We start from the raw sequence: 22887 nt of genomic DNA on the forward strand, positions 1-22887 counted from the left end.
GTGTTTTCATACAGTATAAACTGGTTTTTTATCCAGTAAAGAGGCGGCGGTAAAATTAGAACAATTTTTTTGACCAGCCGAGCTTGGTGCTTAATGTGTTGAAATAGCTGTAGTCTTTCGGATGGATCAGGTTGAGGTGGTAATCGCTACGGCGAATCAGCACATCTTCCCCTTCCTGAATCGGCAGGGCTATCTGGCTGTCGCAGCTGATCTCAAGGTCACTGCGGCGGTGCGAGAAGCGCAGACGAATGGTGCTGTTGCTGTTAATTACCAGCGGACGCGCCGACAGCGTGTGAGGGAACATCGGCACCAGGGTGATGGCATCCAGAGAAGGCGTCAGAATCGGGCCGCCCGCCGAGAGCGAGTAGGCCGTGGAACCGGTTGGCGTAGAGATAATCAAGCCGTCGGAGCGCTGGGAGAAGGCAAAGGTTTCGTCGATATAGACTTCAAACTCAATCATATGGGCAACTTTGCCGGGATGCAGCACCACTTCGTTGATGGCGGTGCTGATGCGCTTCTGACAGTTTTGCTGGCAAACCTGCGCTTCCAGCAGGAAGCGTTTTTCGGCAATAAAGTTACCGTCCAGCACGTCGGCTAATTGCTGATGGGCGTTGTCCGGGTCAAGGTCGGTGAGAAAGCCGAGGTTGCCGCGGTTAATGCCAATCACGCTGATGTCGTAGCGGGCTAGGGTGCGGGCCGCGCCAAGCATATTGCCGTCGCCGCCGACCACCACCGCCAGATCCGCTTTCTGGCCAATTTCCGCCAGCGTGCCGGTCTGGACGTTATCCAGCTTGAGTTCTTTGGCTATCTGGCGTTCAACAATCACCTCGTAGCCTTTGGTGCACAGCCAACGATAGAGCATTTCATGTGTCGTCAGCGCCGTCGGGTGACGTGGGTGTCCTACAATACCGATACACTTGAAATGATTGTTCATTTTCTGAATGTCCTTGTGCCGAAGATGGGTGACAATGTGATGGCTTCCCTTGAAACCCGGAATCTGATCCCCATAATAAGCGAAGTTAGCGAGATGATTGCGAAAAAACGCGGAGAAATTCATGAGTAGTAAAGAACAGAAAACGCCTGAGGGGCAATCCCCGGAAGAAATTATCATGGAACAGCACGAAGAAGTTGAGGCGGTTGAACCAAACGCTTCTGCTGACCAGGTGGATCCGCGCGACGAAAAAATTGCGAACCTCGAATCGCAGTTAGCGGAAGCTGAAACCCGCGAACGCGAAAGCGTCCTGCGCGTGAAGGCAGAAATGGAAAACCTGCGTCGCCGTACCGAAATCGACGTTGAGAAGGCGCACAAGTTCGCGCTGGAAAAATTCGTCAACGAACTGCTGCCGGTGCTGGATAGCCTGGACCGCGCGCTGGAAGTGGCGAACAAAGACAACGAAGATATGGCACCGATGATCGAAGGTATCGAGCTGACCCGTAAGTCGATGCTGGACGTGGTGGCGAAGTTTGGTGTACAGGTTGTGGCGGATATCAACGTGCCAATGGACCCGAACGTACACCAGGCCATTGCGATGGTTGAGTCCGAAGAGGTCGCTGCTGGCAACGTGCTGATGGTGATGCAGAAGGGTTACACCCTGAACGGTCGTACCATTCGCGCGGCGATGGTCTCCGTCGCGAAAGCGAAGGCGTAATCTTCGCTTAACCCTCTCCCCTGGCGGGGAGAGGGGCTATTCTTTAGTCCTTCACGCTTTCCCGAAGCGGCTTCACCGGATTTACCTGCACCTGCTTAATCACGTTATCCTGTACGTCGAGAATATCGATATCGTACTGGGCGATGCGCACGCGCGTACCCGCAGCCGGGATCTCTTCTAACGCTTCCACAATGATGCCGTTAATAGTGCGCGCTTCGTCTTCCGGCAGATGCCAGTTGAAGGCCTTATTCAGCTCGCGCACGTTGGCGCCGCCGTCGATAATCACCGAGCCATCATTCTGCGGGTTAACCTCTTCGGCCAGCGATGGCGACATTGAAGTGGTGAAGTCGCCGACGATCTCTTCCAGAATATCTTCAACCGTCACCAGCCCCTGAATATCACCGTACTCGTCGACCACCAGGCCCACTTTCTTCTTGTTGCGCTGGAACTTCACCAACTGCGTGCTGAGCGGTGTGCCTTCCGGAACGAAGTAGATTTCATCGGCGGCGCGCAGCATCACCTCTTTGGTGAACTCTTTTTTCTCGGTCATCAGGCGATAGGCTTCGCGTACGCGCAGCATGCTAATGGCATCGTCCAGCGAGTCGCGGTACAGCACGATGCGGCCGTGCGGCGAGTGGGTGAGTTGGCGAACAATCGATTTCCAGTCGTCGTTGATGTTGATGCCGACGATTTCGTTGCGCGGCACCATGATGTCATCAACGCTGACTTTTTCGAGATCCAGCACCGACAGCAGCATGTCCTGGTTACGACGCGAGATTTGCGAGCGGGACTCGTTCACGATGGTGCGCAGTTCGTCTTTGCTGAGCGCACTGCTGATGGTGATGTCGGTTTTTATGCCCATCATGCGCATCAGAATTCGGGTAATCAGGTTCAGGAACCAGACCAGTGGCATCATCAGAATTTGCAGCGGTGCCAGCAGGAAGCTGCTTGGATAGGCCACTTTTTCCGGGTAGAGGGCGGCGATGGTTTTTGGCAGAACTTCAGCGAATACCAGCACTACGAAGGTCAGCACCCCGGTGGCGATGGCGACGCCCAGGTCGCCATACAGGCGCATGCCGACGATGGTGCCCAGCGCAGAGGCCAGAATGTTGACGAGGTTGTTGCCAATCAGCACCAGGCTGATAAGACGGTCAGGCTTTTGCAGCAGCTTTTCGACGCGACGCGCCGGTTTATTGCCCTGTTTTGCCAGATGACGGAGCCGATAGCGGTTCAGCGTCATCATGCCGGTTTCGGAACCTGAGAAATAGGCAGAGATGACCACCATGATGATCAGCGTCACGATCAGCGTGGTGGTTGAGATATGTTCCAAGTGGATTCCTTAGTACTTAGCCCACGAATTGTTGAATGACACGGCTACCGAAGTAGGCGAGCGTCAGGATGCCAGCGCCGGCAACGTTAAACCAGACGACTCGGCGACCGCGCCACCCTTCATGATAGTGGCCCCATAACAAGACGATATAGACGAACCAGGCGATGATGGAAAGGACGGCCTTGTCGATATTTTCCATGCTGAAGAGGTTATGCATGTAAAACAGGCCGGTACAGAGCGTCAGCGTGAGCAGCACGACGCCAACCTGGGTGATGTGAAACATTTTACGTTCAATGACCATCAGCGGCGGCATTTCATGGCTGAACGCCAGCTTCTTGTTCTTAAGCTGATAGTCAATCCACGCCAGCTGCAGCGCATACAGCGCGGCAATAATCAGCGTGGCGTAGGAGAACAGCGACAGACCGATATGCACCATCATTCCCGGCGTGGCTTCCAGGTGAGTAATAAACTCGTTGGGCATAAAGGTGGCGAAGGCGAGGTTGATCAGCGCAAAAGCATAGACAATAGGCAACAGCAGCCAGCCGCGGTTTCGCGAGGCGACGATGGTCATCACCGTACAGATCATCAGGCTCACCAGCGAGCCGACGTTCAACAGGCTGAGGTTCTGCCCGCTTTCACCGCCCGGTAGAATACGGGCTTCCAGCGCAAACGCGTGGCACACCAGGGCAACGGTGGCAGAAAGAATCGCCATACGCCGCCAGCCGCTGTTTTTTTGCAGCAGACCGGGAATGATCAGCGCCAAGCTGATGGAGTAGGCAACAAGCGCGAGCAGGGCAAAAACAGGCATAAAGTGTCGGCAGTCGTCAAATAGAAGAAAGAGAAGCAGTATATACGCAAAATCATTCGAGTTGTATCAAGGCGCATAGCCTAGGTGAAGGATGATGTGAATGGCGTAACGTGATGCAGCGCTAACCGCAGCATCACAACTCCTCCGCTGTCGTGTTATACTCCGGCAAATTTCCGTATTTTTGGTCGCGTTAGCGACTCACGTTTCCACCCCAGGCGAGAGACAATGTTTGATAATTTAACCGATCGTTTGTCGCGCACGCTGCGCAATATCAGTGGCCGTGGACGCCTTACTGAAGACAACGTAAAAGAGACGCTGCGCGAAGTGCGCATGGCGCTGCTGGAGGCTGACGTTGCGCTGCCGGTAGTGCGTGATTTTATCAATCGCGTAAAAGAAAAAGCGGTTGGTCACGAAGTTAATAAGAGCCTGACCCCAGGTCAGGAGTTCGTCAAAATCGTTCGTAGCGAACTGGTTTCGGCGATGGGCGAAGAGAACGAGACGCTAAACCTGGCGGCGCAGCCACCGGCCGTAGTACTGATGGCGGGCCTGCAGGGTGCGGGTAAAACCACGAGCGTCGGTAAGCTCGGTAAGTTCCTGCGCGAGAAGCACAAGAAGAAAGTGCTGGTCGTCTCTGCCGACGTTTATCGCCCGGCGGCGATCAAACAGCTGGAAACCCTGGCTGAACAGGTTGGCGTAGACTTCTTCCCATCCGACGTGGGCCAGAAGCCTATCGACATCGTTAACGCGGCGCTGAAAGAAGCGAAGCTGAAATTCTACGACGTGCTGCTGGTGGATACCGCCGGTCGTCTGCACGTTGACGAAGCGATGATGGACGAAATCAAGCAGGTTCACGCGGCGATCAAGCCGGTTGAAACCCTGTTTGTCGTTGACGCAATGACCGGCCAGGATGCGGCGAATACCGCCAAGGCCTTCAACGAAGCGCTGCCGCTGACCGGCGTGGTGCTGACCAAGGTTGACGGTGATGCGCGCGGCGGTGCGGCGCTCTCTATTCGCCACATTACCGGTAAGCCAATCAAGTTCCTCGGCGTCGGCGAGAAAACCGAAGCGCTGGAGCCGTTCCACCCGGATCGTATCGCCTCCCGTATCCTCGGCATGGGCGACGTGCTGTCGCTTATCGAAGATATTGAGAGCAAAGTTGACCGCGCACAGGCTGAGAAGCTGGCGACTAAGCTTAAGAAGGGCGACGGTTTCGACCTGAACGACTTCTTAGACCAGCTTAAGCAGATGAAAAACATGGGCGGCATGGCAAGCCTGATGGGCAAACTGCCTGGCATGGGTCAGCTCCCGGACAACGTCAAATCCCAGATGGATGACAAAGTGCTGGTGCGTATGGAAGCGATCATCAACTCGATGACGCTGAAAGAGCGCGCGAAGCCGGAAATCATCAAAGGTTCCCGCAAACGTCGTATCGCCCAGGGCTGTGGCCTGCAGGTGCAGGACGTGAACCGTCTGCTGAAGCAGTTCGACGACATGCAGCGCATGATGAAGAAGATGAAGTCGAAGGGCGGCATGATGAAAATGATGCGCGGAATGAAAGGGATGATGCCACCAGGATTCCCTGGCCGTTAATCCCTCCGTTGAAGTGTGCTGGCTTCGGTTAGCGCACTTCGACAATGACAAACACGCCGACTTTGCTCTGCCTATGACGGTAACGCCCTGGTTATCGTGCGGTAAAAGGCAGATGTTGATTGCAATTCCCCCAGAAATGAGTAAAATTTTCGGGCTTTTAATATGACACCGGGCCCCTTCCCTCGATGGGGCCCGGTTGTTCTATTCACACAAGAGGATGTTATGGTAACTATTCGTTTAGCTCGTCACGGCGCTAAAAAGCGTCCGTTCTACCAGGTTGTTGTTACTGACAGCCGTAACGCACGCAACGGTCGCTTCATCGAGCGCGTTGGCTTCTTCAACCCAATCGCTTCTGCGACTGAAGAAGGCACCCGTCTGGACCTGGATCGTATCGCACACTGGGTTGGCCAGGGCGCAACTATCTCTGATCGCGTATCTGCGCTGATCAAAGAAGCTAAGAAAGCAGCTTAATCTGTCACGGTGGTCATGATGAGCAAGCAACACACCGCACAAGCACCTGTTGATCCGATCGTATTGGGGAAAATGGGTTCTTCCTACGGTATCCGTGGTTGGCTCAGAGTGTTTTCCTCCACCGAAGACGCCGAAAGCATTTTTGACTATCAGCCCTGGTTAATCCAGAAGGCGGGTCAGTGGCAGACCGTTGAGCTGGAAAGCTGGCGCTACCACAATCAGGATATCGTCATTAAGCTGAAAGGCGTTGACGATCGCGATGCCGCGAATCTGCTGACGAACTGCGAAATTATCGTGGATTCCTCGCAGCTGCCGGCGCTGGAAGATGGAAGCTATTACTGGAAAGACCTGATGGGCTGCCAGGTAGTGACCACTGAAGGCTACGGTCTCGGTAAAGTCATCGATATGATGGAAACCGGGTCAAATGACGTTCTCGTCATTAAGGCAAACCTGAAAGATGCATTTGGCATCAAGGAGCGGTTGGTTCCGTTCCTCGATGGGCAGGTTATCAAGAAAGTCGATCTCGCTACTCGTACTATCGAAGTAGATTGGGATCCTGGTTTTTAAACCACCGGATAAACGGTAAAAGACGGCGCTATGTGGATTGGCATAATTAGCCTGTTTCCTGAAATGTTCCGCGCAATTACCGATTACGGGGTAACTGGCCGGGCAGTTAAAAATGGCCTGCTGAACATCCAGAGCTGGAGTCCTCGTGACTTCACGCATGACCGGCACCGTACCGTGGACGATCGTCCTTACGGCGGCGGACCGGGGATGTTAATGATGGTGCAACCTTTACGGGACGCCATTCATGCAGCAAAAGCCGCGGCAGGTGAAGGCGCGAAGGTGATTTATCTGTCACCTCAGGGACGCAAGCTTGATCAAGCGGGCGTCAGCGAACTGGCCACGAATCAAAAGCTGATTCTGGTATGTGGTCGCTACGAAGGCATAGATGAGCGCGTGATTCAGACCGAGATTGACGAAGAATGGTCTATCGGTGATTACGTTCTCAGCGGTGGTGAGTTACCGGCAATGACGCTGATCGACTCCGTTTCCCGGTTTATTCCGGGTGTACTGGGCCATGAAGCTTCGGCATTCGAAGATTCGTTTGCTGATGGATTGCTGGACTGTCCACACTATACTCGCCCTGAAGTGTTGGAAGGGATGGAGGTACCGCCGGTTCTGCTGTCGGGAAACCATGCTGAGATACGTCGCTGGCGTTTGAAGCAGTCGCTGGGCCGCTCCTGGCTTAGAAGACCTGAACTTCTGGAAAACCTGGCTCTGACTGAAGAGCAAGCAAGGTTGCTGGCGGAGTTCAAACAGGAACACGCACAACAGCAACATAAACATGATGGGCTGGTCTGAGACCCCCAAATATCAGTTTACCCAGGATAAGAGATTAAATTATGAGCAACATTATTAAGCAACTTGAACAAGAACAGATGAAGCAGGACGTACCTTCCTTCCGTCCGGGTGATACCGTGGAAGTGAAAGTATGGGTTGTTGAAGGTTCCAAAAAACGTCTGCAGGCATTTGAGGGCGTGGTTATCGCTATTCGTAGCCGCGGTCTGCACTCTGCATTCACTGTTCGTAAAATTTCCAACGGCGAAGGCGTTGAGCGTGTCTTCCAGACTCACTCTCCAGTTGTTGACAGCATTGCTGTTAAACGTCGTGGTGCTGTACGTAAAGCTAAACTGTACTACCTGCGTGAGCGCACTGGTAAGTCTGCTCGTATCAAAGAGCGTCTTAACTAAGATTCGCGCAAGCGACATCCTGTTAAAAAGGGCTGGCCGAAAGGCTGGCCCTTTTTTATGCCTGCATTTTGTGGATCGTGTAGATATAAAAAAACCTGCCGAGGCAGGTTTTCTCATATGAGATTTCTGGTTGCATTACCAACCGTAGGCCACACCCCCGCCAACAACGAAGTCCCGCTGTGAATCATCAGAGACCGACGCTTTTACCACTACATGTTCAGTTGCTCGTGTTGAGAAACCTACAGCCAGGGCCGATTCACCGTCAGTAGTACCTACACCAGCCCCTACTGCGAACGTTTGGGAGTTCAGTACCTGTGGGATATTTGCCATAGCCGCTACGCCAGCAATGCCTGCGGAGGCTCGTTTGCGGTTTTCGTCGATCTTTTTATCCAGGTTCTCAAAGTTACTATTACCGTTTTCTAATGCCTCAATACGTTGTTCATGATCCGCAATACTTGCTGAGTTTCTGGAAACCGCAACGTCAGTTTTTTGTTGGGCAGCCCTGGTTGATTGAAGGCCACCAGATACTTGCGCAATGTTAGTTTTATTCTGGTCGATCTGATCGGTGTCTATCTTAATTGCATTTCTTGTAGCCTGCAGGCCGCCGGAGATCTGAGCGATATTGGTTTTGTTCTCGTCAATCTGGGTTGTGTTAGCCTTGATAGCATCGTTAGCTGATTGCAGGCCGCCGGAGACCTGAGCGATATTGGTTTTGTTCTCGTCAATCTGGGTTGTGTTAGCCTTGATCGCATCGTTGGCTGATTGCAGACCACCGGAAACCTGAGCGATGTTGGTTTTGTTCTCATTAATCTGGGTTGTGTTAGCCTTGATCGCATCGTTGGCCGATTGCAGGCCACCGGAGACCTGAGCGATATTGGTTTTGTTCTCGTCAATCTGGGTTGTGTTAGCCTTGATCGCATCGTTGGCTGATTGCAGACCACCGGAAACCTGAGCGATGTTGGTTTTGTTCTCGTCAATCTGGGTTGTGTTAGCCTTGATCGCATCGTTGGCCGATTTCAGGCCACCGGAGACCTGAGCGATATTGGTTTTGTTCTCGTCAATCTGGGTTGTGTTAGCCTTGATCGCATCGTTGGCCGATTGCAGGCCACCGGAGACCTGAGCGATGTTGGTCTTGTTCTCGTCAATCTGGGTTGTGTTAGCCTTGATTGCGCTGTTGGCCTTTAGCAAGTCGCTGGATTGTTGGGTGATGTTAGCAGCATTATTGGCCGTTTCGTTGTTAAACGCTTCCAGGTCGTAGCTGCTGCCAGCCTCGCCAACGATATTAAAAGTACCACTTGAGTAGTTTTCCTGTACCGCGTGAGCCGCGATAGGGGATGTAATAATCGCGGCGATAAGAATATTAAGGATAGTCTTTTGCATTTGTCTGTTCATCATTATCTTACTAAATTGGATGGCAATAGCTGTACCGTTTTAGTGCAGCTAATTCTTTTTTTTGTGATGTTGCGTTATTGATTGTTATTCTCTACAGGATTCGCACAGAGCGAACCCTCATGATGTAATATCACAAGTGGCGGTATTTTATTTTTAGTGAAAAATACAGGTTCAATATTATTTATTCAAATTAAATAAAGGTTCATAAATAATGGTTTAATTGTTAAATAATAAGCGAAAGTCGCGCGGATAGCGGTCTGTGAGGAATTTTTCTCTCAAACTGATGATTGTATACATTCAAATTACTTTGATTTTTATCAATGTTTTTTAGTCGGGAAATAGTATTAATTTCATTCGAAAGCCATGTTTTTTGATGTAATTGATAATGACTTTGATGTTTGTTGTCGCGGAGTGGTTTTTTTATCGATATAGAATGGTTATTAGTTTTTTGCCGTGATAGATCATTTTTATACCATGTGATTTTTTACTCAAGTACATTTAACTTTAATTAAATAACTATAAAATATATATCGATCATTTATCATACAAATGATGTTGGTTTTAATTTCGCAGGAAACTGATGCCTGTGAAATAGATAACAAGCTAAGATAATTACTGGGCAGTGGGTAGGGGTTATAAAGATGTATTATAAAGATATAATATATTTTCTATAAACTCATCTTAGTGCAGGAATGGAAATATTAATCGCAATGGGTGTTTCTTAATTAAGAGAAGGGAACGATCCCTCTCCATAAATAACCACATTCTTTTTGTTTCGAAAACACTATTCCTTAACATATCGAGGTTAAATCATTTACAATGCTCGCTCGCAGCAGGAGAGCAGTGTGGGCAGACGAGTCTTCAACATCACAGCACTAAAACAGCGAGCCGCCTGGCTTGCGCTGTTTGCTATGGCGTTGATTATTGTTGCCCCGCTCATCTCGATGTCGCTGCAGCAATCGCCAATGAGCGCCATGCCGGGCATGCATCATGACATGAGCATGTCGATGCCAATGTCGGCTCATCATTCTGCCCCTGAAAGCATGCCTATCGATCACGGTGAGGCCTGCGGCTACTGCGTGCTTCTCACCCATGTCCCGGGCCTGATTCTGGCCCTGTGCGTTTTGCTAAGTGCACTGATGCTTCGGGTGACGACCGCGCCTTTCCCGTCGTTGGTTTTACACTGGCGTGACTTCCCCTGGCTTTTCCCCGATACCCGTGCGCCACCGGCGCCGTCTGCTTTGCCTGCTTAATAAAGATAACTGACGCTTTAGCGTCTCATCGCTCTCGTTTGCATAAAGGAAGAGTATGACAACCTGCACCTCGCGGGCGGCATGGGTGCACCTACTGCGCCGCCTGCATTTTTTTATTGGCCTGTTTGTCGGGCCTTTTATTTTCGTCGCAGCCCTGACCGGCACGCTGTATGTGGCCACGCCTCAGCTGGAGAACCTGATGTATCGTCAGGCGCTGCAAGGGGAGATGAGTGGTGAACGGCATTCGCTCGCTGAACAAATTGCCGTGGCTGAACGTTCGTTGGGTACACCGCTGCGTCTGAGCGCGGTGCGGCCTGCGCTGGAAGCAGGGGAGACGACGCGGGTGATGTTCGACGACCCCGCGCTTGCGCCCTCTGAGAATCGCGCGATCTTTATCGACCCGATAACCCTCGCGATAAAGGGCGATATGACAGTCTACGGCACCAGCGGCATCTTACCGTTGCGCCAGTGGATTGATTATGCCCATCGCTCGTTGCTGTTGGGGGATATCGGGCGTTTGTATAGTGAGCTGGCGGCATCATGGATGTGGATTGCTGCGCTGGGTGGGGTTGCACTGTGGGCCTTTACCCGGCCAAAACGCCGTATTAAAAACCGCCTGCAGAATACCCGCCGCGTTCACGTTACGCTTGGCTGGTGCCTGCTTGCTGGCATGCTGCTGTTTTCGGCGACCGGCTTAACCTGGTCCCAATGGGCGGGCGGCAACGTTGATAAGCTTCGTGCCACCTTTGGCTGGTTGACGCCGCAGGTGAATACTCAGCTACACGGTAGTGAGGCGATGGTGATGGACCCGCATGCGGAGCATCATGCTCATCATCAGGGTATGGTGATGAGTGAGCCGCCGATCGCCGTGGATCGGATTGATGCGATCCTCCAGGTGGCACAACGAGGCGGTATTGATGCAACACATCTCGAAATCCGGCCACCGCGCAGTGTGGATCGCGCCTGGACGGTGACAGAAATCGATCGCCGCTGGCCGACGCAGGTTGATGCGGTGGCTATCGATCCCGGCTCGCTGGCTATTCTCGACTATACCCAGTTTGCCGATTTCCCGCTGATGGCAAAACTCACCCGTTGGGGCGTGGATTTCCACATGGGCGTACTGTTCGGCCTGCCTAACCAACTGCTGCTGATGGCGTTTGGCCTGGCGCTCTGCGTCGCGATTTTCATGGGCTATCGTCTCTGGTGGATCAAACGCCCGGCGCAGTCATCGGTGAGCCCTGTCCAGACGTTGGCGCAAAGCTGGCTGGCGCTGGCTCTCCCTGGCAGGGTTCTCACACTACTGCTGGCGATAGCGTTCGGCCTGGCGTTGCCGGTGATGGGGGCGAGCCTGCTACTGTTTGTGATTATCGACTGGCTACGCTGGCGTAATACGGTGGTTCAGCGGGTGTCGCAGACGGCTGAGTAGCGGCCTCAGTGCCGTTGTGGATCGTAGGGCGAGCACGCAGGTGCTCGCCTTTTTTATCTGTGTAATTTTTTATTTACATTTATTGGGCGATTATTTTGCGATTAAATGGCATCTGTAAACAATAATTTACGGATTTTGGATTGAAATCTTTACTCGTTATGATATTGTGGCTGCACCTCATTGAGGAAACCACTATCGCAAACGAGCCATAACAGGTAATGCCAACATGCAAAAAGACGCGCTGAATAACGTAAATATCGCCGATGAACAGATTCTGATCACCCCGGATCAGTTGAAAGCTGAATTCCCGCTCACCGTTGAGCAGGAAGCGCAAATCGCCCAGTCACGTAAAACGATTTCTGACATTATCGCCGGCCGCGATCCGCGCCTGCTGGTAGTGTGTGGGCCTTGCTCTATTCACGATCCTGAAGCTGCCATCGAATACGCGCGTCGATTTAAAACCCTTGCGGAAGAGGTCAGCGATAGCCTCTACCTGGTTATGCGCGTCTATTTTGAAAAGCCTCGTACTACCGTTGGCTGGAAAGGGCTTATCAACGATCCGCACATGGATGGCTCGTTTGATGTGGAAGGTGGTCTGAAAATTGCGCGTAATTTGTTGGTAGAACTGGTCAGCATGGGGCTGCCGCTGGCAACCGAAGCGCTGGACCCGAACAGCCCACAATACCTGGGCGACCTGTTTAGCTGGTCTGCGATTGGTGCGCGTACTACCGAATCTCAAACCCACCGTGAAATGGCGTCTGGTCTGTCGATGCCGGTTGGTTTCAAAAACGGTACCGATGGTTCACTGGCGACCGCTATCAACGCCATGCGTGCGGCGGCGATGCCACACCGCTTTGTCGGTATCAACCAGGCCGGTCAGGTCTGCCTGCTGCGTACTCAGGGTAACCCGGATGGCCATGTGATCCTGCGCGGCGGTAAAAAACCGAACTACGGCCCGGAAGATGTAGCGCAGTGTGAAAAAGAGATGGAACAAGCAGGACTGCGCGCATCGCTGATGGTAGATTGCAGTCATGGTAATTCCAATAAAGACTACCGCCGTCAGCCTGCGGTGGCGGAATCCGTTGTCGCACAGATCAAGGATGGTAACCGTTCCATTATTGGTCTGATGATTGAGAGCAATATTCACGAAGGTAACCAGTCTTCCGAGCAGCCGCGCTGTGAGATGAAATACGGCGTATCGGTCACCGATGCTTGCATCAGCTGGGAAGCGACGGATGCGCTGCTGCGTGAGCTCGACAAGGATTTGCGTGGCCATCTGGCGGCTCGTCTGGCGTAAGAGGATTGTATGGTTGCTGAACTGACCGCGCTGCGCGATCAAATTGATGAAGTAGATAAAGCGCTGCTGAGCCTGCTGGCTAAGCGCCTGGAACTGGTGGCGGAAGTCGGGGAAGTCAAAAGCAAATATGGCTTACCGATTTATGTCCCGGAGCGTGAAGCTTCTATGCTGGCTTCACGCCGCAAAGAAGCGGCCGCGTTGGGCGTGCCGCCCGATTTGATTGAAGATGTGCTGCGTCGCGTAATGCGTGAATCTTACTCCAGCGAAAACGACAAAGGCTTTAAAACCCTGTGTCCGTCGCTGCGCCCGGTGGTGATCGTGGGTGGCGGTGGCCAGATGGGTCGGCTGTTTGAAAAGATGCTGACGCTGTCAGGCTATCAGGTACGGACGCTGGAGAAAGATGACTGGGCACGCGCGCCAGAGTTGGTCGCTGACGCCGGAATGGTGATTGTCAGCGTCCCTATCCACGTGACCGAGCAAATCATTGAGAAGCTGCCGCCGCTGCCAGCGGATTGTATTCTTGTCGATCTGGCGTCGGTGAAAGCGGGCCCGTTACAGGCCATGCTTTCCGCGCACCAGGGCCCCGTTTTAGGGCTGCACCCGATGTTTGGCCCGGACAGCGGCAGCCTGGCAAAACAGGTGGTGGTGTACTGCGATGGCCGTCAGCCGGAAGCGTACCAGTGGTTCCTCGAACAGATTCAGGTCTGGGGCGCGCGTCTGCATCGCATCAGCGCAGTAGAGCACGACCAGAACATGGCCTTTATCCAGGCGCTGCGCCACTTTGCGACCTTCGCTTACGGACTGCATCTGGCGGAAGAGAACGTCCAGCTAGAGCAACTGCTGGCGCTCTCGTCACCGATTTACCGCCTCGAACTGGCGATGGTTGGGCGACTGTTCGCTCAGGACCCGCAGCTGTATGCTGACATCATTATGTCGTCCGGTAACAACCTGGCGCTGATTAAACGCTACTACCAGCGCTTTGGTGAGGCTATCGGCCTGCTGGAGCAGGGGAACAAGCAGGCGTTTATCGACAGCTTCCGCAAAGTTGAACACTGGTTCGGTGACTACGCGCAGCGCTTCCAGAGTGAGAGCCGCGTCCTGTTACGGCAGGCGAACGACAGTCGACAATAACGAAACTGTATATACTTGAAAGCCAGGGGAAATCCTCTGGCTTTTTTTATGGGATGAACAGAATGGCTGACGCAAACCTGCTGTTTGATTACACCGGCCACCTGCCGGAATGCCCGACCTGGAGCGAAGCGGAACAAGCGCTTTACTGGGCCGATATCATGGAGTGTGAAATTCACCGCTATGCGCTGGCGACCGGTGAGCACCGGGTTTTACAGTTCCCGGAAGAGGTGGGCTGTTTTTCCCTGCGGGAAAACGGTGGCTTTATTGTCGCTCTACGCAGCGCCATCTGGCTTGCCGACAGCCGTGGACTGCTGCAGCATAAAGTTTGCGATAACCCGAGTAACCCTCAGCTGGCACGCTTTAACGACGGCGGTACTGACCGTGATGGGCGCTTTTACGCCGGCACCTTCTGGGGACCGGGTGACTATAACGGCGCGCTGCTGGTGCGGATTGATAATCAGCTGACGCCGAAAGTGGTGCAGTGCGATATTCACGGCGCCAACGGGCTGGCCTTTAGCGAAGATAAACGCTGGATGTATACCTCGGATACGCCAAACGGCGTGATTTATCGTACGCCGCTGGATGAGCATGGCGAGCCGCAAAAGCGTGAGGTGTTTCGTCAGTTTAAAGCGGGAGAAGGCATTCCTGACGGGGCGGCTATCGACGAAGAAGGATGCTACTGGAGCGCGATGTTTGACGGCTGGCGGATTGCACGCTTCTCACCAACGGGTGAACAGCTCGCCGAGTATCGTTTGCCGGTGCGCTGCCCGACGATGGTGTGCTTTGGTGGCGCGGATAGGCGCACGCTGTTTATCACCACCACCCGCGAGAATATGTCGGCGGAGGAGGTGGCGCAGTATCCGCTTTCCGGCGCCATCTTCACCCTGCCGGTAGAGGTAGCAGGGATGAAGAAGCTGCCGTTTATTGAACGTTAAACCGGGTCGACGGGGACCACGTTTTCGCTTGGGTAGCAGCCCAGCACTTTCATGGAACGGGTGATCCCAGAGAGTTCTTTCAGCGCCTTTTGCATCGGCAGGGATTCCAGGTTGGCCTGGATGTCGAGATAAAACATCTCTTCCCACGGGTTGCCATGAATAGGACGTGATTCGAGCTTGGTCATGATCAGGTTGTGGTTGCGCAGGACCAGCAGCGCTTCAACCAGCGCACCGGCCTGTTGTCCGGTCGCGATAAGCAGGGTCGTTTTCGCTGGAACCTGATCGGAGACGTTCACCGATTTGCGTGCCAGCACCAGGAAGCGGGTAATGTTCTGCGTCTGGTTAGCCTGGCAATGCTCCAGTACCTGCAGGCCGTACAGCTTGCCACCGGCTTCACTGCCCAGCGCGGCAACGGTCGGGGAGTTGGCCTGCGCCACTTTTTCCATCGCCGCCGAGGTGCTCTCGGTGTACACAATTTTCCACTGCGGGTAGTGGCTCAGGAACTGGCTGCACTGCTGGAACGGCTGTGGGTGGCTGTAGACCGTCTCGATGGTTTCAAGCGTCGTCGTACCGTTCACCAGCACGCAGTGGTCGATAGGCACCGTCATCTCGCCCACAATCGACAGGCTGGTGTGCTGCAACAGATCGTAGACATCGTTAATCCCGCCGGAGCTGGTATTTTCAATCGGCACGACGGCGTAGTCGGCCTGACCGGTCTCGACCTGATTAAAGATATCGGCGAACTTCAGGCAGCCGCTTTCGATGAACTGTTCAAAGTGGCGAGCGGCGTACTGACGTGCCGCCAGATGGGAGTACGACCCTTTTGGTCCCAGAAACGCGATGCGCGCTGAGTGCGGGTTAATCTGGTTTAAATGCTGTTGCAGCAGGGTTTGCTGGGTGAGTACCGAATCTTCAATGATGAGCTGGAACAGTCGCGTGATGTAGTGCGCATCAAGCTGGTGGGTTTTGCCGATGGTGATAAGACGCTCCAGCAGGTCACGCTCGCGGTCGATGTCGCGCACCGGGCGATGGGAGGCCAGCTTGGCTTTGCCAACTTCCACGGCGAGGCCGCGGCGTTCTGCCAGCAGGCTGACCAGTTTTTCATCGAGGGCGCTTATCTTATCGCGTATTGCCAGTAACGGGTTTTCCGAAGTCATCATGTTTGCCTTTCTTGTTATCAATAAAAAAGGCCTCCCGGGTGGGAGGCCTTATTGTTCGTCTTCGCATTCTTTATCACACGACGAAACGCCTCCCAATCAGGGGAAGGTAAAAAAGAATGCGAAGAAAAGCGGTAGTCGTATCACAGCAGGTTAATTCCTTAGTGTGGTGAGGTTTTACAGTACCCGCTCTGTTTTCGTTCTGTCAATAAAAAACGCGCCCGAAGGCGCGTTGGCGATACACATTAAAGTACAAAGTTCAGTTTACTCTTCTTCAACTTCTTCTACGAAGCTTGCGTCTTTCACCGATGTGGTGGCGCGACGGGCTTCCCCTTTGTGTTGCACCTTATTGAGCTGCCGTTCCAGCTTGTTGATCAATTCGTTAATGGCGGTGTACATATCTTCATGTTTAGCGCTGGCGACCAGATGCCCGTTCGGGGTATTCATCGTGGCGTCCGCTACAAATCCCTGTGGCTCTTTGGACAGGATGATATGTGGGTTGATTAAGTGGGTTTGCCATTTTTCCAATTTTGAGAGACGGTCTGCGACATGCTGGCGAATAGCCGGAGTAATTTCCATTTGTTTACTGGTAATGTTCATTGTCATAAATTTTACCTCTTGTCTTTCCGTCTTGGTGATTCCAGCATACCTCGGATTTGGTTAAAATGTGTGATTAAGATCACATTATTTTGTCACTTTTTGTCAGTGCATTCATTTTGTGAGTCAGGACAGGAAGAAGTGATTTTTTACTTGTCGGTTCGGGAAAATGCAGCCATATTTGATAGGATGACCTGGAGCTAAACCGCTTCAGCAATGACGTAAAACGAATAAAAAAACGGCAGCCTCAGGGCTGCCGTTTTGCTTGATAGGATTGTCCGAATCAGGACTGAGTGTTTTTGCTGTTGGCCGCAATGATTTTTGCGACTTTGTCAGCCTGCGCGGTCATCTGCATTTCACGATAGGCGTTTTCCATCTTCGGAAGCGCATCGCGGGTGGCCTGAGTGTCCGGGTAGTTACGCATCATGTTTTCAGTGCGGTTAACCACGGCTACCCATGCACCACGTGCAGTGTAGTAATCAACAACGGAAAGTTCATATTTCGCCAGACGATCTTTCAGGAAGACCAGACGCTTGTTGGCATCGGTGACGTACTGACTGTTCGGGTAGCCGCGCACCAGCTTCGAGAAGTCATTGAATGCGTCACGCGCGTGCTGCGGATCGCGGTCGGAACGATCGACGCCGAAGAAGCCCTGCAGCGCGCTATCATCCAGCGCCATATTCGTCAGACCACGCATGTACATCACGTAGTCGATGTTCGGATGGGTTGGATTCAGACGGATGAAACGGTCAATTGCGGCCTGGGCCAGCGGCAGATCGGCATTTTTATAGTATGCGTAGATCAGATCCAGCTGAACCTGCTGAGAATATGGTCCAAACGGATAGCGGTTATCCAACGCTTCCAGTTGCGTTATTGCCTGTTTCCAGTTACCGTCCTGCAGCTTTTGCTGAGCAGTTGCGTAGATTTCATTAGGCGGATTATCAGGAACTTCGTCCTTTGAACCAGAGCACCCCGCCAAAGCCAGGCTCAACGTGGCCGCTGCCACCAGATATTTCATGCGCGTCATGACGTTTTGACTTTCCTCAAAATGTTTATACGGGATATTCATAGTTCCTGTTCCCGATTAAGACCAGCTACAATAGCACACTATATTAAACGGCGAAGCCGTAAAAACCCAACGTTAACGAAGAAGCTGTATATGGCACAACGAGTACAACTCACCGCAACGGTGTCCGAGTCACAACTTGGACAACGCTTAGATCAGGCTTTGGCCGAAATGTTCCCTGATTATTCGCGTTCGCGCATAAAAGAATGGATCCTCGACCAACGCGTACAGGTAAATGGCAAAGTTTCAGACAAGCCAAAAGAGAAAGTCATGGGCGGCGAAACCGTCTCTATTGACGCCGAAATTGACGAAGAGATCCGCTTTGAAGCGCAGGATATCCCACTCGATATCGTTTATGAAGATGACGACATCATGGTCATCAACAAACCACGTGACCTCGTGGTGCACCCTGGCGCTGGTAACCCGGACGGCACGGTACTGAACGCGCTGCTGCACTACTATCCGCCGATTGCCGATGTACCGCGTGCGGGCATCGTACACCGTCTGGATAAAGACACGACCGGTTTGATGGTGGTGGCGAAAACCGTTCCGGCGCAAACGCGTCTGGTGGAATCGCTGCAGCTGCGTGAGATCACCCGCGAGTACGAAGCGGTCGCGATTGGCCACATGACCGCAGGCGGTAGCGTTGAAGAACCGATCAGCCGTCACCCGACCAAGCGTACGCACATGGCGGTACACCCGATGGGTAAACCGGCGGTAACGCACTATCGCATTATGGAACACTTCCGTGTGCACACGCGTCTGCGGCTACGTCTGGAAACCGGACGTACGCACCAGATCCGCGTGCACATGGCGCATATCACCCATCCGCTGGTGGGCGATCAGGTCTATGGTGGACGCCCGCGTCCGCCGAAAGGCGCATCGGATGAGTTCATTTCCGTACTGCGTAAGTTTGACCGTCAGGCGCTTCACGCGACCATGCTGCGTCTCTATCACCCGATTTCGGGGATTGAAATGGAATGGCATGCGCCAATCCCGCAGGATATGGTTGATCTGATTGCGGTGATGCGCGACGACTTTGAAGAACATAAGGATGACGTAGACTGGCTATGACCAAAATCATTGTCCCGGAGTGGCCGCTGCCAGCAAGCGTAGCGGCCTGCAGTTCAACGCGCGTGGGCGGGGTTAGCGAAGGGGCGTGGGATTCTCTGAATCTCGGCGCCCACTGTGGCGATAACCTGGAGCACGTAGAAGAGAACCGTAAGCGTATGTTCGCGGCAGGTAAACTGCCGTCGAAACCGGTGTGGCTTGAGCAGGTGCACGGTAAAGAGGTTCTGCATCTGACCGGTGAACCTTATGCCTCTAAGCGCGCCGATGCTTCCTATAGCAATACGCCCGGGACCGTGTGTGCGGTGATGACAGCCGATTGTCTGCCGGTGCTTTTCTGTAATAAAGCTGGAACCGAAGTCGCCGCAGCGCATGCCGGATGGCGCGGGCTGTGCGACGGCGTGCTGGAAGAGACCGTTGCCTGCTTCAAAGATAGCCCAGAGAACATTATTGCCTGGCTTGGCCCGGCGATTGGGCCGCTGGCTTTCGAAGTCGGCCCGGAAGTGCGTGAAGCGTTTATGGCGAAAGATGCCAATGCGGTTAGCGCCTTCCGTCCTGCCGGCGAAAAATACTATGCTGATATCTACCAGCTGGCGCGTCAGCGCTTGGGGAATATCGGCGTAACCGCACTCTTTGGCGGTGACCGCTGTACCTTCAGCGAAAAAGATGATTTCTTCTCTTACCGCCGTGACCGTACTACGGGTCGTATGGCAAGTTTCATCTGGCTGATATAACCTATAGAATCAAGACGATCCAGAAGGCAGACATTTTTTTCTCATTGACCAGGTCATTTAACCTTGAATAATTGAGGGATGACCTCATTTAATCTCCTGTAGCAAATTTGACCTAGTATGGGAGGAGTCATGCGTCTGGATCGTCTTACCAATAAATTCCAGCTTGCTCTTGCCGATGCCCAGTCGCTCGCACTGGGGCACGACAACCAATTTATCGAACCTCTTCATTTAATGAGCGCCTTGCTGAATCAGGAAGGGGGCTCGGTACGTCCTTTATTAACCTCTGCTGGCATTAATGCTGGCCAGTTGCGTACCGCTATCGATCAGGCATTGAGCCGTTTACCTCAGGTGGAAGGCACCGGTGGAGACGTGCAGCCGTCTCAGGATCTGATGCGCGTGTTGAATCTTTGCGACAAGCTGGCGCAAAAACGTAACGACAACTTTATTTCGTCAGAGCTGTTCGTTCTGGCGGCGCTTGAGTCACGTGGCACTCTGACCGACCTGCTGAAATCAGCGGGGGCGACAACGGCCAATATTACTCAGGCTATTGAACAGATGCGCGGGGGTGAAAGCGTGAATGACCAGGGTGCCGAAGACCAACGTCAGGCATTGAAAAAATACACGGTCGATCTGACCGAGCGCGCCGAGCAGGGCAAACTTGACCCGGTTATCGGCCGTGATGAAGAAATTCGCCGTACCATCCAGGTACTGCAGCGTCGTACGAAAAACAACCCGGTGTTAATCGGTGAACCGGGCGTCGGTAAAACGGCCATTGTTGAAGGGCTGGCACAGCGCATTATTAACGGTGAAGTTCCGGAAGGCTTAAAAGGCCGCCGTGTACTGGCGCTGGATATGGGCGCGCTGGTGGCCGGGGCGAAATACCGCGGTGAGTTTGAAGAGCGTCTGAAAGGCGTACTGAACGACCTGGCGAAACAGGAAGGCAATGTCATCCTGTTTATCGATGAGCTGCATACCATGGTCGGGGCGGGTAAAGCCGACGGCGCGATGGATGCTGGCAACATGCTAAAACCGGCGCTGGCGCGTGGGGAACTCCACTGCGTAGGCGCAACGACGCTGGATGAATATCGCCAGTACATCGAAAAAGATGCGGCGCTGGAACGTCGATTCCAGAAAGTGTTTGTCGCTGAGCCTTCGGTGGAAGACACCATCGCGATTCTGCGTGGTTTGAAAGAACGTTATGAACTGCACCACCACGTGCAGATTACTGACCCAGCAATTGTGGCGGCAGCAACGCTGTCTCACCGCTATATCGCCGACCGTCAGTTGCCGGATAAAGCTATCGACCTTATCGATGAAGCGGCGTCCAGTATTCGTATGCAGATTGACTCGAAGCCGGAAGAGCTCGACCGACTCGACCGCCGTATCATTCAGCTGAAGCTGGAACAGCAGGCACTAATGAAAGAGTCTGATGAGGCGAGTAAGAAACGTCTCGACATGCTGAACGATGAGCTGAGCGATAAAGAGCGTCAGTACTCTGAGTTAGAAGAAGAGTGGAAAGCGGAAAAAGCCTCCCTCTCCGGTACGCAGACGATTAAGGCTGAACTGGAGCAGGCGAAAATTGCCATCGAGCAGGCGCGTCGCGTCGGCGATCTGGCGCGGATGTCCGAGCTGCAGTACGGCAAAATTCCAGAGCTGGAAAAACAGCTGGAAGCGGCAACGCAGTCTGAGGGTAAAACCATGCGCCTGTTACGTAATAAAGTGACGGATGCAGAGATTGCCGAAGTGCTGGCACGCTGGACTGGTATCCCGGTTGCCCGCATGCTGGAAGGCGAACGTGAGAAACTGCTGCGTATGGAGCAGGATCTGCACAGCCGCGTGATTGGGCAGAACGAAGCGGTTGAAGCGGTATCGAATGCGATTCGCCGTAGCCGTGCCGGGCTGTCCGATCCTAACCGTCCGATTGGTTCATTCCTGTTCCTGGGGCCAACCGGGGTAGGTAAAACCGAACTGTGTAAAGCGCTGGCTAACTTTATGTTCGACAGCGACGACGCCATGGTGCGTATCGACATGTCCGAGTTTATGGAGAAACACTCCGTGTCTCGTCTGGTCGGTGCGCCTCCGGGATATGTTGGTTATGAAGAGGGCGGTTATCTGACGGAAGCGGTTCGTCGTCGTCCTTATTCTGTCATCCTGCTGGATGAAGTCGAGAAGGCGCATCCGGATGTGTTCAACATTCTGCTGCAGGTTCTGGACGACGGTCGTCTGACCGACGGGCAGGGGAGAACGGTCGACTTCCGTAACACGGTGGTCATCATGACCTCTAACCTCGGTTCCGACCTGATTCAGGAACGTTTCGGCGAACTGGACTACGGGCATATGAAAGATCTGGTACTGGGCGTGGTCAGCCACAGCTTCCGTCCAGAGTTCATCAACCGTATAGATGAAGTGGTTGTCTTCCATCCGTTGGGTGAAAAACATATTGCGTCGATTGCCCAGATTCAGCTGCAGCGTCTGTACCAGCGTCTGGAAGAGCGTGGCTACGAAACGCAGATGTCTGATGAAGCGCTGCAGTTGCTGAGTCAGAATGGTTACGATCCGGTATATGGTGCACGTCCGTTGAAACGAGCTATCCAGCAGCAGATCGAAAACCCGCTGGCCCAGCAGATTCTGTCCGGCGAGCTGATTCCTGGCAAAGTTATCCGCCTGGAAGTCAAAGACGATCAGATTGTGGCAGTGCAGTAAGTCACAAAAAGAAGAAAACGAGCCCTTCGGGGCTCGTTTTTGTTTAAAAACCAGGCAAAAATAAGAGGGTTGAATGAAAAATAAGCGAACGATAAGTTTTTTATAATTTATGCTTGCGACTTCTCAGTATCTCCCTATAATGCGCCTCCACTGACACGGAACAACGGCAAACAAGCCGCCGGGTTAGCGAGGTTCTCCTGAGAATCTCGAGAGACGAAAGCGAAAATAAACGCTTGACTCTCAAGCGGGAAAGCGTAATATGAACATCCCGCGCCGCTGACAAAGCGAAGCGGCACTGCTCTTTAACAATTTATCAGACAATCTGTGTGGGCACTCGAAGATACGGATTCTTAACGTCGCAAGACGATAAATGAATACTCAAGTCTCTGAGTGAACACGTAATTCATTACAAAGTTTAATTCACGAGCATCAAACTTAAATTGAAGAGTTTGATCATGGCTCAGATTGAACGCTGGCGGCAGGCCTAACACATGCAAGTCGAACGGTAGCACAGAGAGCTTGCTCT

21 protein-coding genes, 1 rRNA gene and 1 other annotated feature are annotated in these 22887 nt (G+C 53.0%); of the genes, 15 read left to right on the plus strand and 7 right to left on the minus strand.

Annotation, left to right across the window (positions count from 1 at the left end):
* Positions 1 to 55 precede the first annotated feature (55 nt).
* Positions 56 to 934: an NAD(+) kinase gene (gene nadK, locus FHC49_RS10250; protein ID WP_185668761.1), complete on the minus strand. Its 879-nt coding sequence runs from the start codon at positions 932 to 934 to the stop codon at positions 56 to 58.
* A 121-nt stretch (positions 935 to 1055) separates the two neighbouring features.
* On the opposite strand from nadK, the gene grpE reads away from it, so the two are divergent.
* Positions 1056 to 1649, plus strand: a complete 594-nt coding sequence (gene grpE, locus FHC49_RS10255) for a nucleotide exchange factor GrpE (RefSeq protein WP_185668762.1) — start codon at positions 1056 to 1058, stop codon at positions 1647 to 1649.
* Positions 1650 to 1692: 43 nt separating this feature from the next.
* On the opposite strand, the gene FHC49_RS10260 is transcribed toward grpE, so the two are convergent.
* Positions 1693 to 2979, minus strand: coding sequence for an HlyC/CorC family transporter (locus FHC49_RS10260; RefSeq protein WP_185668763.1), 1287 nt, complete (start codon positions 2977 to 2979; stop codon positions 1693 to 1695).
* 16 nt (positions 2980 to 2995) lie between these two features.
* On the minus strand, positions 2996 to 3787 hold the full coding sequence (locus FHC49_RS10265; RefSeq protein ID WP_185668764.1) for an inner membrane protein YpjD: 792 nt from the start codon (positions 3785 to 3787) through the stop codon (positions 2996 to 2998).
* Positions 3788 to 4012: 225 nt separating this feature from the next.
* Between FHC49_RS10265 and ffh the strand changes: the two genes are divergently transcribed.
* The 5 genes from ffh to rplS all read left to right on the plus strand — a co-directional run bounded on the left by ffh (position 4013) and on the right by rplS (position 7602).
* Positions 4013 to 5377: a signal recognition particle protein gene (gene ffh / locus FHC49_RS10270; protein WP_185668765.1), complete on the plus strand. Its 1365-nt coding sequence runs from the start codon at positions 4013 to 4015 to the stop codon at positions 5375 to 5377.
* Positions 5378 to 5599: 222 nt separating this feature from the next.
* Positions 5600 to 5848, plus strand: a complete 249-nt coding sequence (gene rpsP / locus FHC49_RS10275; RefSeq protein WP_185064520.1) for a 30S ribosomal protein S16 — start codon at positions 5600 to 5602, stop codon at positions 5846 to 5848.
* Positions 5849 to 5866: 18 nt separating this feature from the next.
* A complete protein-coding gene (rimM, locus tag FHC49_RS10280) occupies positions 5867 to 6415 on the plus strand; it encodes a ribosome maturation factor RimM (RefSeq protein ID WP_035894946.1) in 549 nt (182 codons plus the stop codon).
* 30 nt (positions 6416 to 6445) lie between these two features.
* Positions 6446 to 7213 carry a tRNA (guanosine(37)-N1)-methyltransferase TrmD gene (gene trmD, locus FHC49_RS10285; protein WP_035894947.1) on the plus strand — a complete coding sequence of 256 codons (768 nt, stop codon included), beginning with the start codon at positions 6446 to 6448 and terminating at the stop codon, positions 7211 to 7213.
* A 41-nt stretch (positions 7214 to 7254) separates the two neighbouring features.
* The gene (rplS, locus tag FHC49_RS10290; RefSeq protein ID WP_006687325.1) at positions 7255 to 7602 is read left to right on the plus strand and encodes a 50S ribosomal protein L19; all 348 of its coding nucleotides are present in this window, start codon (positions 7255 to 7257) and stop codon (positions 7600 to 7602) included.
* Between the two features lie 135 nt (positions 7603 to 7737).
* Here rplS and FHC49_RS10295 read toward each other — a convergent pair whose 3' ends face one another.
* Complete coding sequence (locus FHC49_RS10295; RefSeq protein ID WP_220439697.1) at positions 7738 to 8982, minus strand: YadA-like family protein; 1245 nt, start codon at positions 8980 to 8982, stop codon at positions 7738 to 7740.
* An 857-nt stretch (positions 8983 to 9839) separates the two neighbouring features.
* On the opposite strand from FHC49_RS10295, the gene FHC49_RS10300 reads away from it, so the two are divergent.
* The 5 genes from FHC49_RS10300 (at position 9840) to FHC49_RS10320 (ending at position 15036) form a co-directional block, all read left to right on the plus strand.
* The gene (locus FHC49_RS10300; protein WP_317983857.1) at positions 9840 to 10247 is read left to right on the plus strand and encodes a DUF2946 domain-containing protein; all 408 of its coding nucleotides are present in this window, start codon (positions 9840 to 9842) and stop codon (positions 10245 to 10247) included.
* A gap of 55 nt (positions 10248 to 10302) precedes the next feature.
* Entirely contained in the window at positions 10303 to 11673 is a 1371-nt protein-coding gene (locus FHC49_RS10305) for a PepSY domain-containing protein (protein WP_220439698.1), read from the plus strand.
* A 226-nt stretch (positions 11674 to 11899) separates the two neighbouring features.
* Positions 11900 to 12970 carry a 3-deoxy-7-phosphoheptulonate synthase AroF gene (gene aroF, locus FHC49_RS10310; RefSeq protein ID WP_185668768.1) on the plus strand — a complete coding sequence of 357 codons (1071 nt, stop codon included), beginning with the start codon at positions 11900 to 11902 and terminating at the stop codon, positions 12968 to 12970.
* A 9-nt stretch (positions 12971 to 12979) separates the two neighbouring features.
* Positions 12980 to 14101 carry a bifunctional chorismate mutase/prephenate dehydrogenase gene (gene tyrA, locus FHC49_RS10315; protein WP_035894955.1) on the plus strand — a complete coding sequence of 374 codons (1122 nt, stop codon included), beginning with the start codon at positions 12980 to 12982 and terminating at the stop codon, positions 14099 to 14101.
* A gap of 62 nt (positions 14102 to 14163) precedes the next feature.
* Positions 14164 to 15036, plus strand: coding sequence for an SMP-30/gluconolactonase/LRE family protein (locus FHC49_RS10320; RefSeq protein ID WP_185668770.1), 873 nt, complete (start codon positions 14164 to 14166; stop codon positions 15034 to 15036).
* Here FHC49_RS10320 and pheA read toward each other — a convergent pair.
* The 3 genes from pheA to bamD all read right to left on the minus strand — a co-directional run bounded on the left by pheA (position 15033) and on the right by bamD (position 17817).
* Positions 15033 to 16193, minus strand: a complete 1161-nt coding sequence (gene pheA, locus FHC49_RS10325; RefSeq protein ID WP_185668780.1) for a bifunctional chorismate mutase/prephenate dehydratase — start codon at positions 16191 to 16193, stop codon at positions 15033 to 15035. The two genes, FHC49_RS10320 and pheA, sit on opposite strands and share 4 nt — an antisense overlap.
* Before the next feature lie 23 nt (positions 16194 to 16216).
* Positions 16217 to 16341, minus strand: a sequence feature (Phe leader region).
* A gap of 116 nt (positions 16342 to 16457) precedes the next feature.
* Positions 16458 to 16799 carry a ribosome-associated translation inhibitor RaiA gene (gene raiA / locus FHC49_RS10330; RefSeq protein WP_185668771.1) on the minus strand — a complete coding sequence of 114 codons (342 nt, stop codon included), beginning with the start codon at positions 16797 to 16799 and terminating at the stop codon, positions 16458 to 16460.
* 274 nt (positions 16800 to 17073) lie between these two features.
* Positions 17074 to 17817 (minus strand): outer membrane protein assembly factor BamD, encoded by a 744-nt coding sequence (gene bamD / locus FHC49_RS10335; RefSeq protein ID WP_062779280.1) that lies wholly within the window; start codon positions 17815 to 17817, stop codon positions 17074 to 17076.
* Positions 17818 to 17949: 132 nt separating this feature from the next.
* On the opposite strand from bamD, the gene rluD reads away from it, so the two are divergent.
* The 4 genes from rluD to FHC49_RS10355 all read left to right on the plus strand — a co-directional run.
* A complete protein-coding gene (rluD, locus tag FHC49_RS10340) occupies positions 17950 to 18930 on the plus strand; it encodes a 23S rRNA pseudouridine(1911/1915/1917) synthase RluD (RefSeq protein ID WP_035894959.1) in 981 nt (326 codons plus the stop codon).
* Complete coding sequence (gene yfiH, locus FHC49_RS10345) at positions 18927 to 19658, plus strand: purine nucleoside phosphorylase YfiH (protein WP_220439699.1); 732 nt, start codon at positions 18927 to 18929, stop codon at positions 19656 to 19658. The genes rluD and yfiH overlap by 4 nt, the downstream gene beginning before the upstream one ends.
* Positions 19659 to 19787: 129 nt before the next feature.
* Positions 19788 to 22361, plus strand: coding sequence for an ATP-dependent chaperone ClpB (gene clpB / locus FHC49_RS10350; protein ID WP_185668773.1), 2574 nt, complete (start codon positions 19788 to 19790; stop codon positions 22359 to 22361).
* A gap of 437 nt (positions 22362 to 22798) precedes the next feature.
* Positions 22799 to 22887: ribosomal RNA gene (locus tag FHC49_RS10355) — 16S ribosomal RNA — on the plus strand; the annotation flags it as partial.

This window comes from Kluyvera sp. EC_51, from assembly GCF_019584505.1.
GTDB classification, from domain to species: domain Bacteria; phylum Pseudomonadota; class Gammaproteobacteria; order Enterobacterales; family Enterobacteriaceae; genus Kluyvera; species Kluyvera sichuanensis.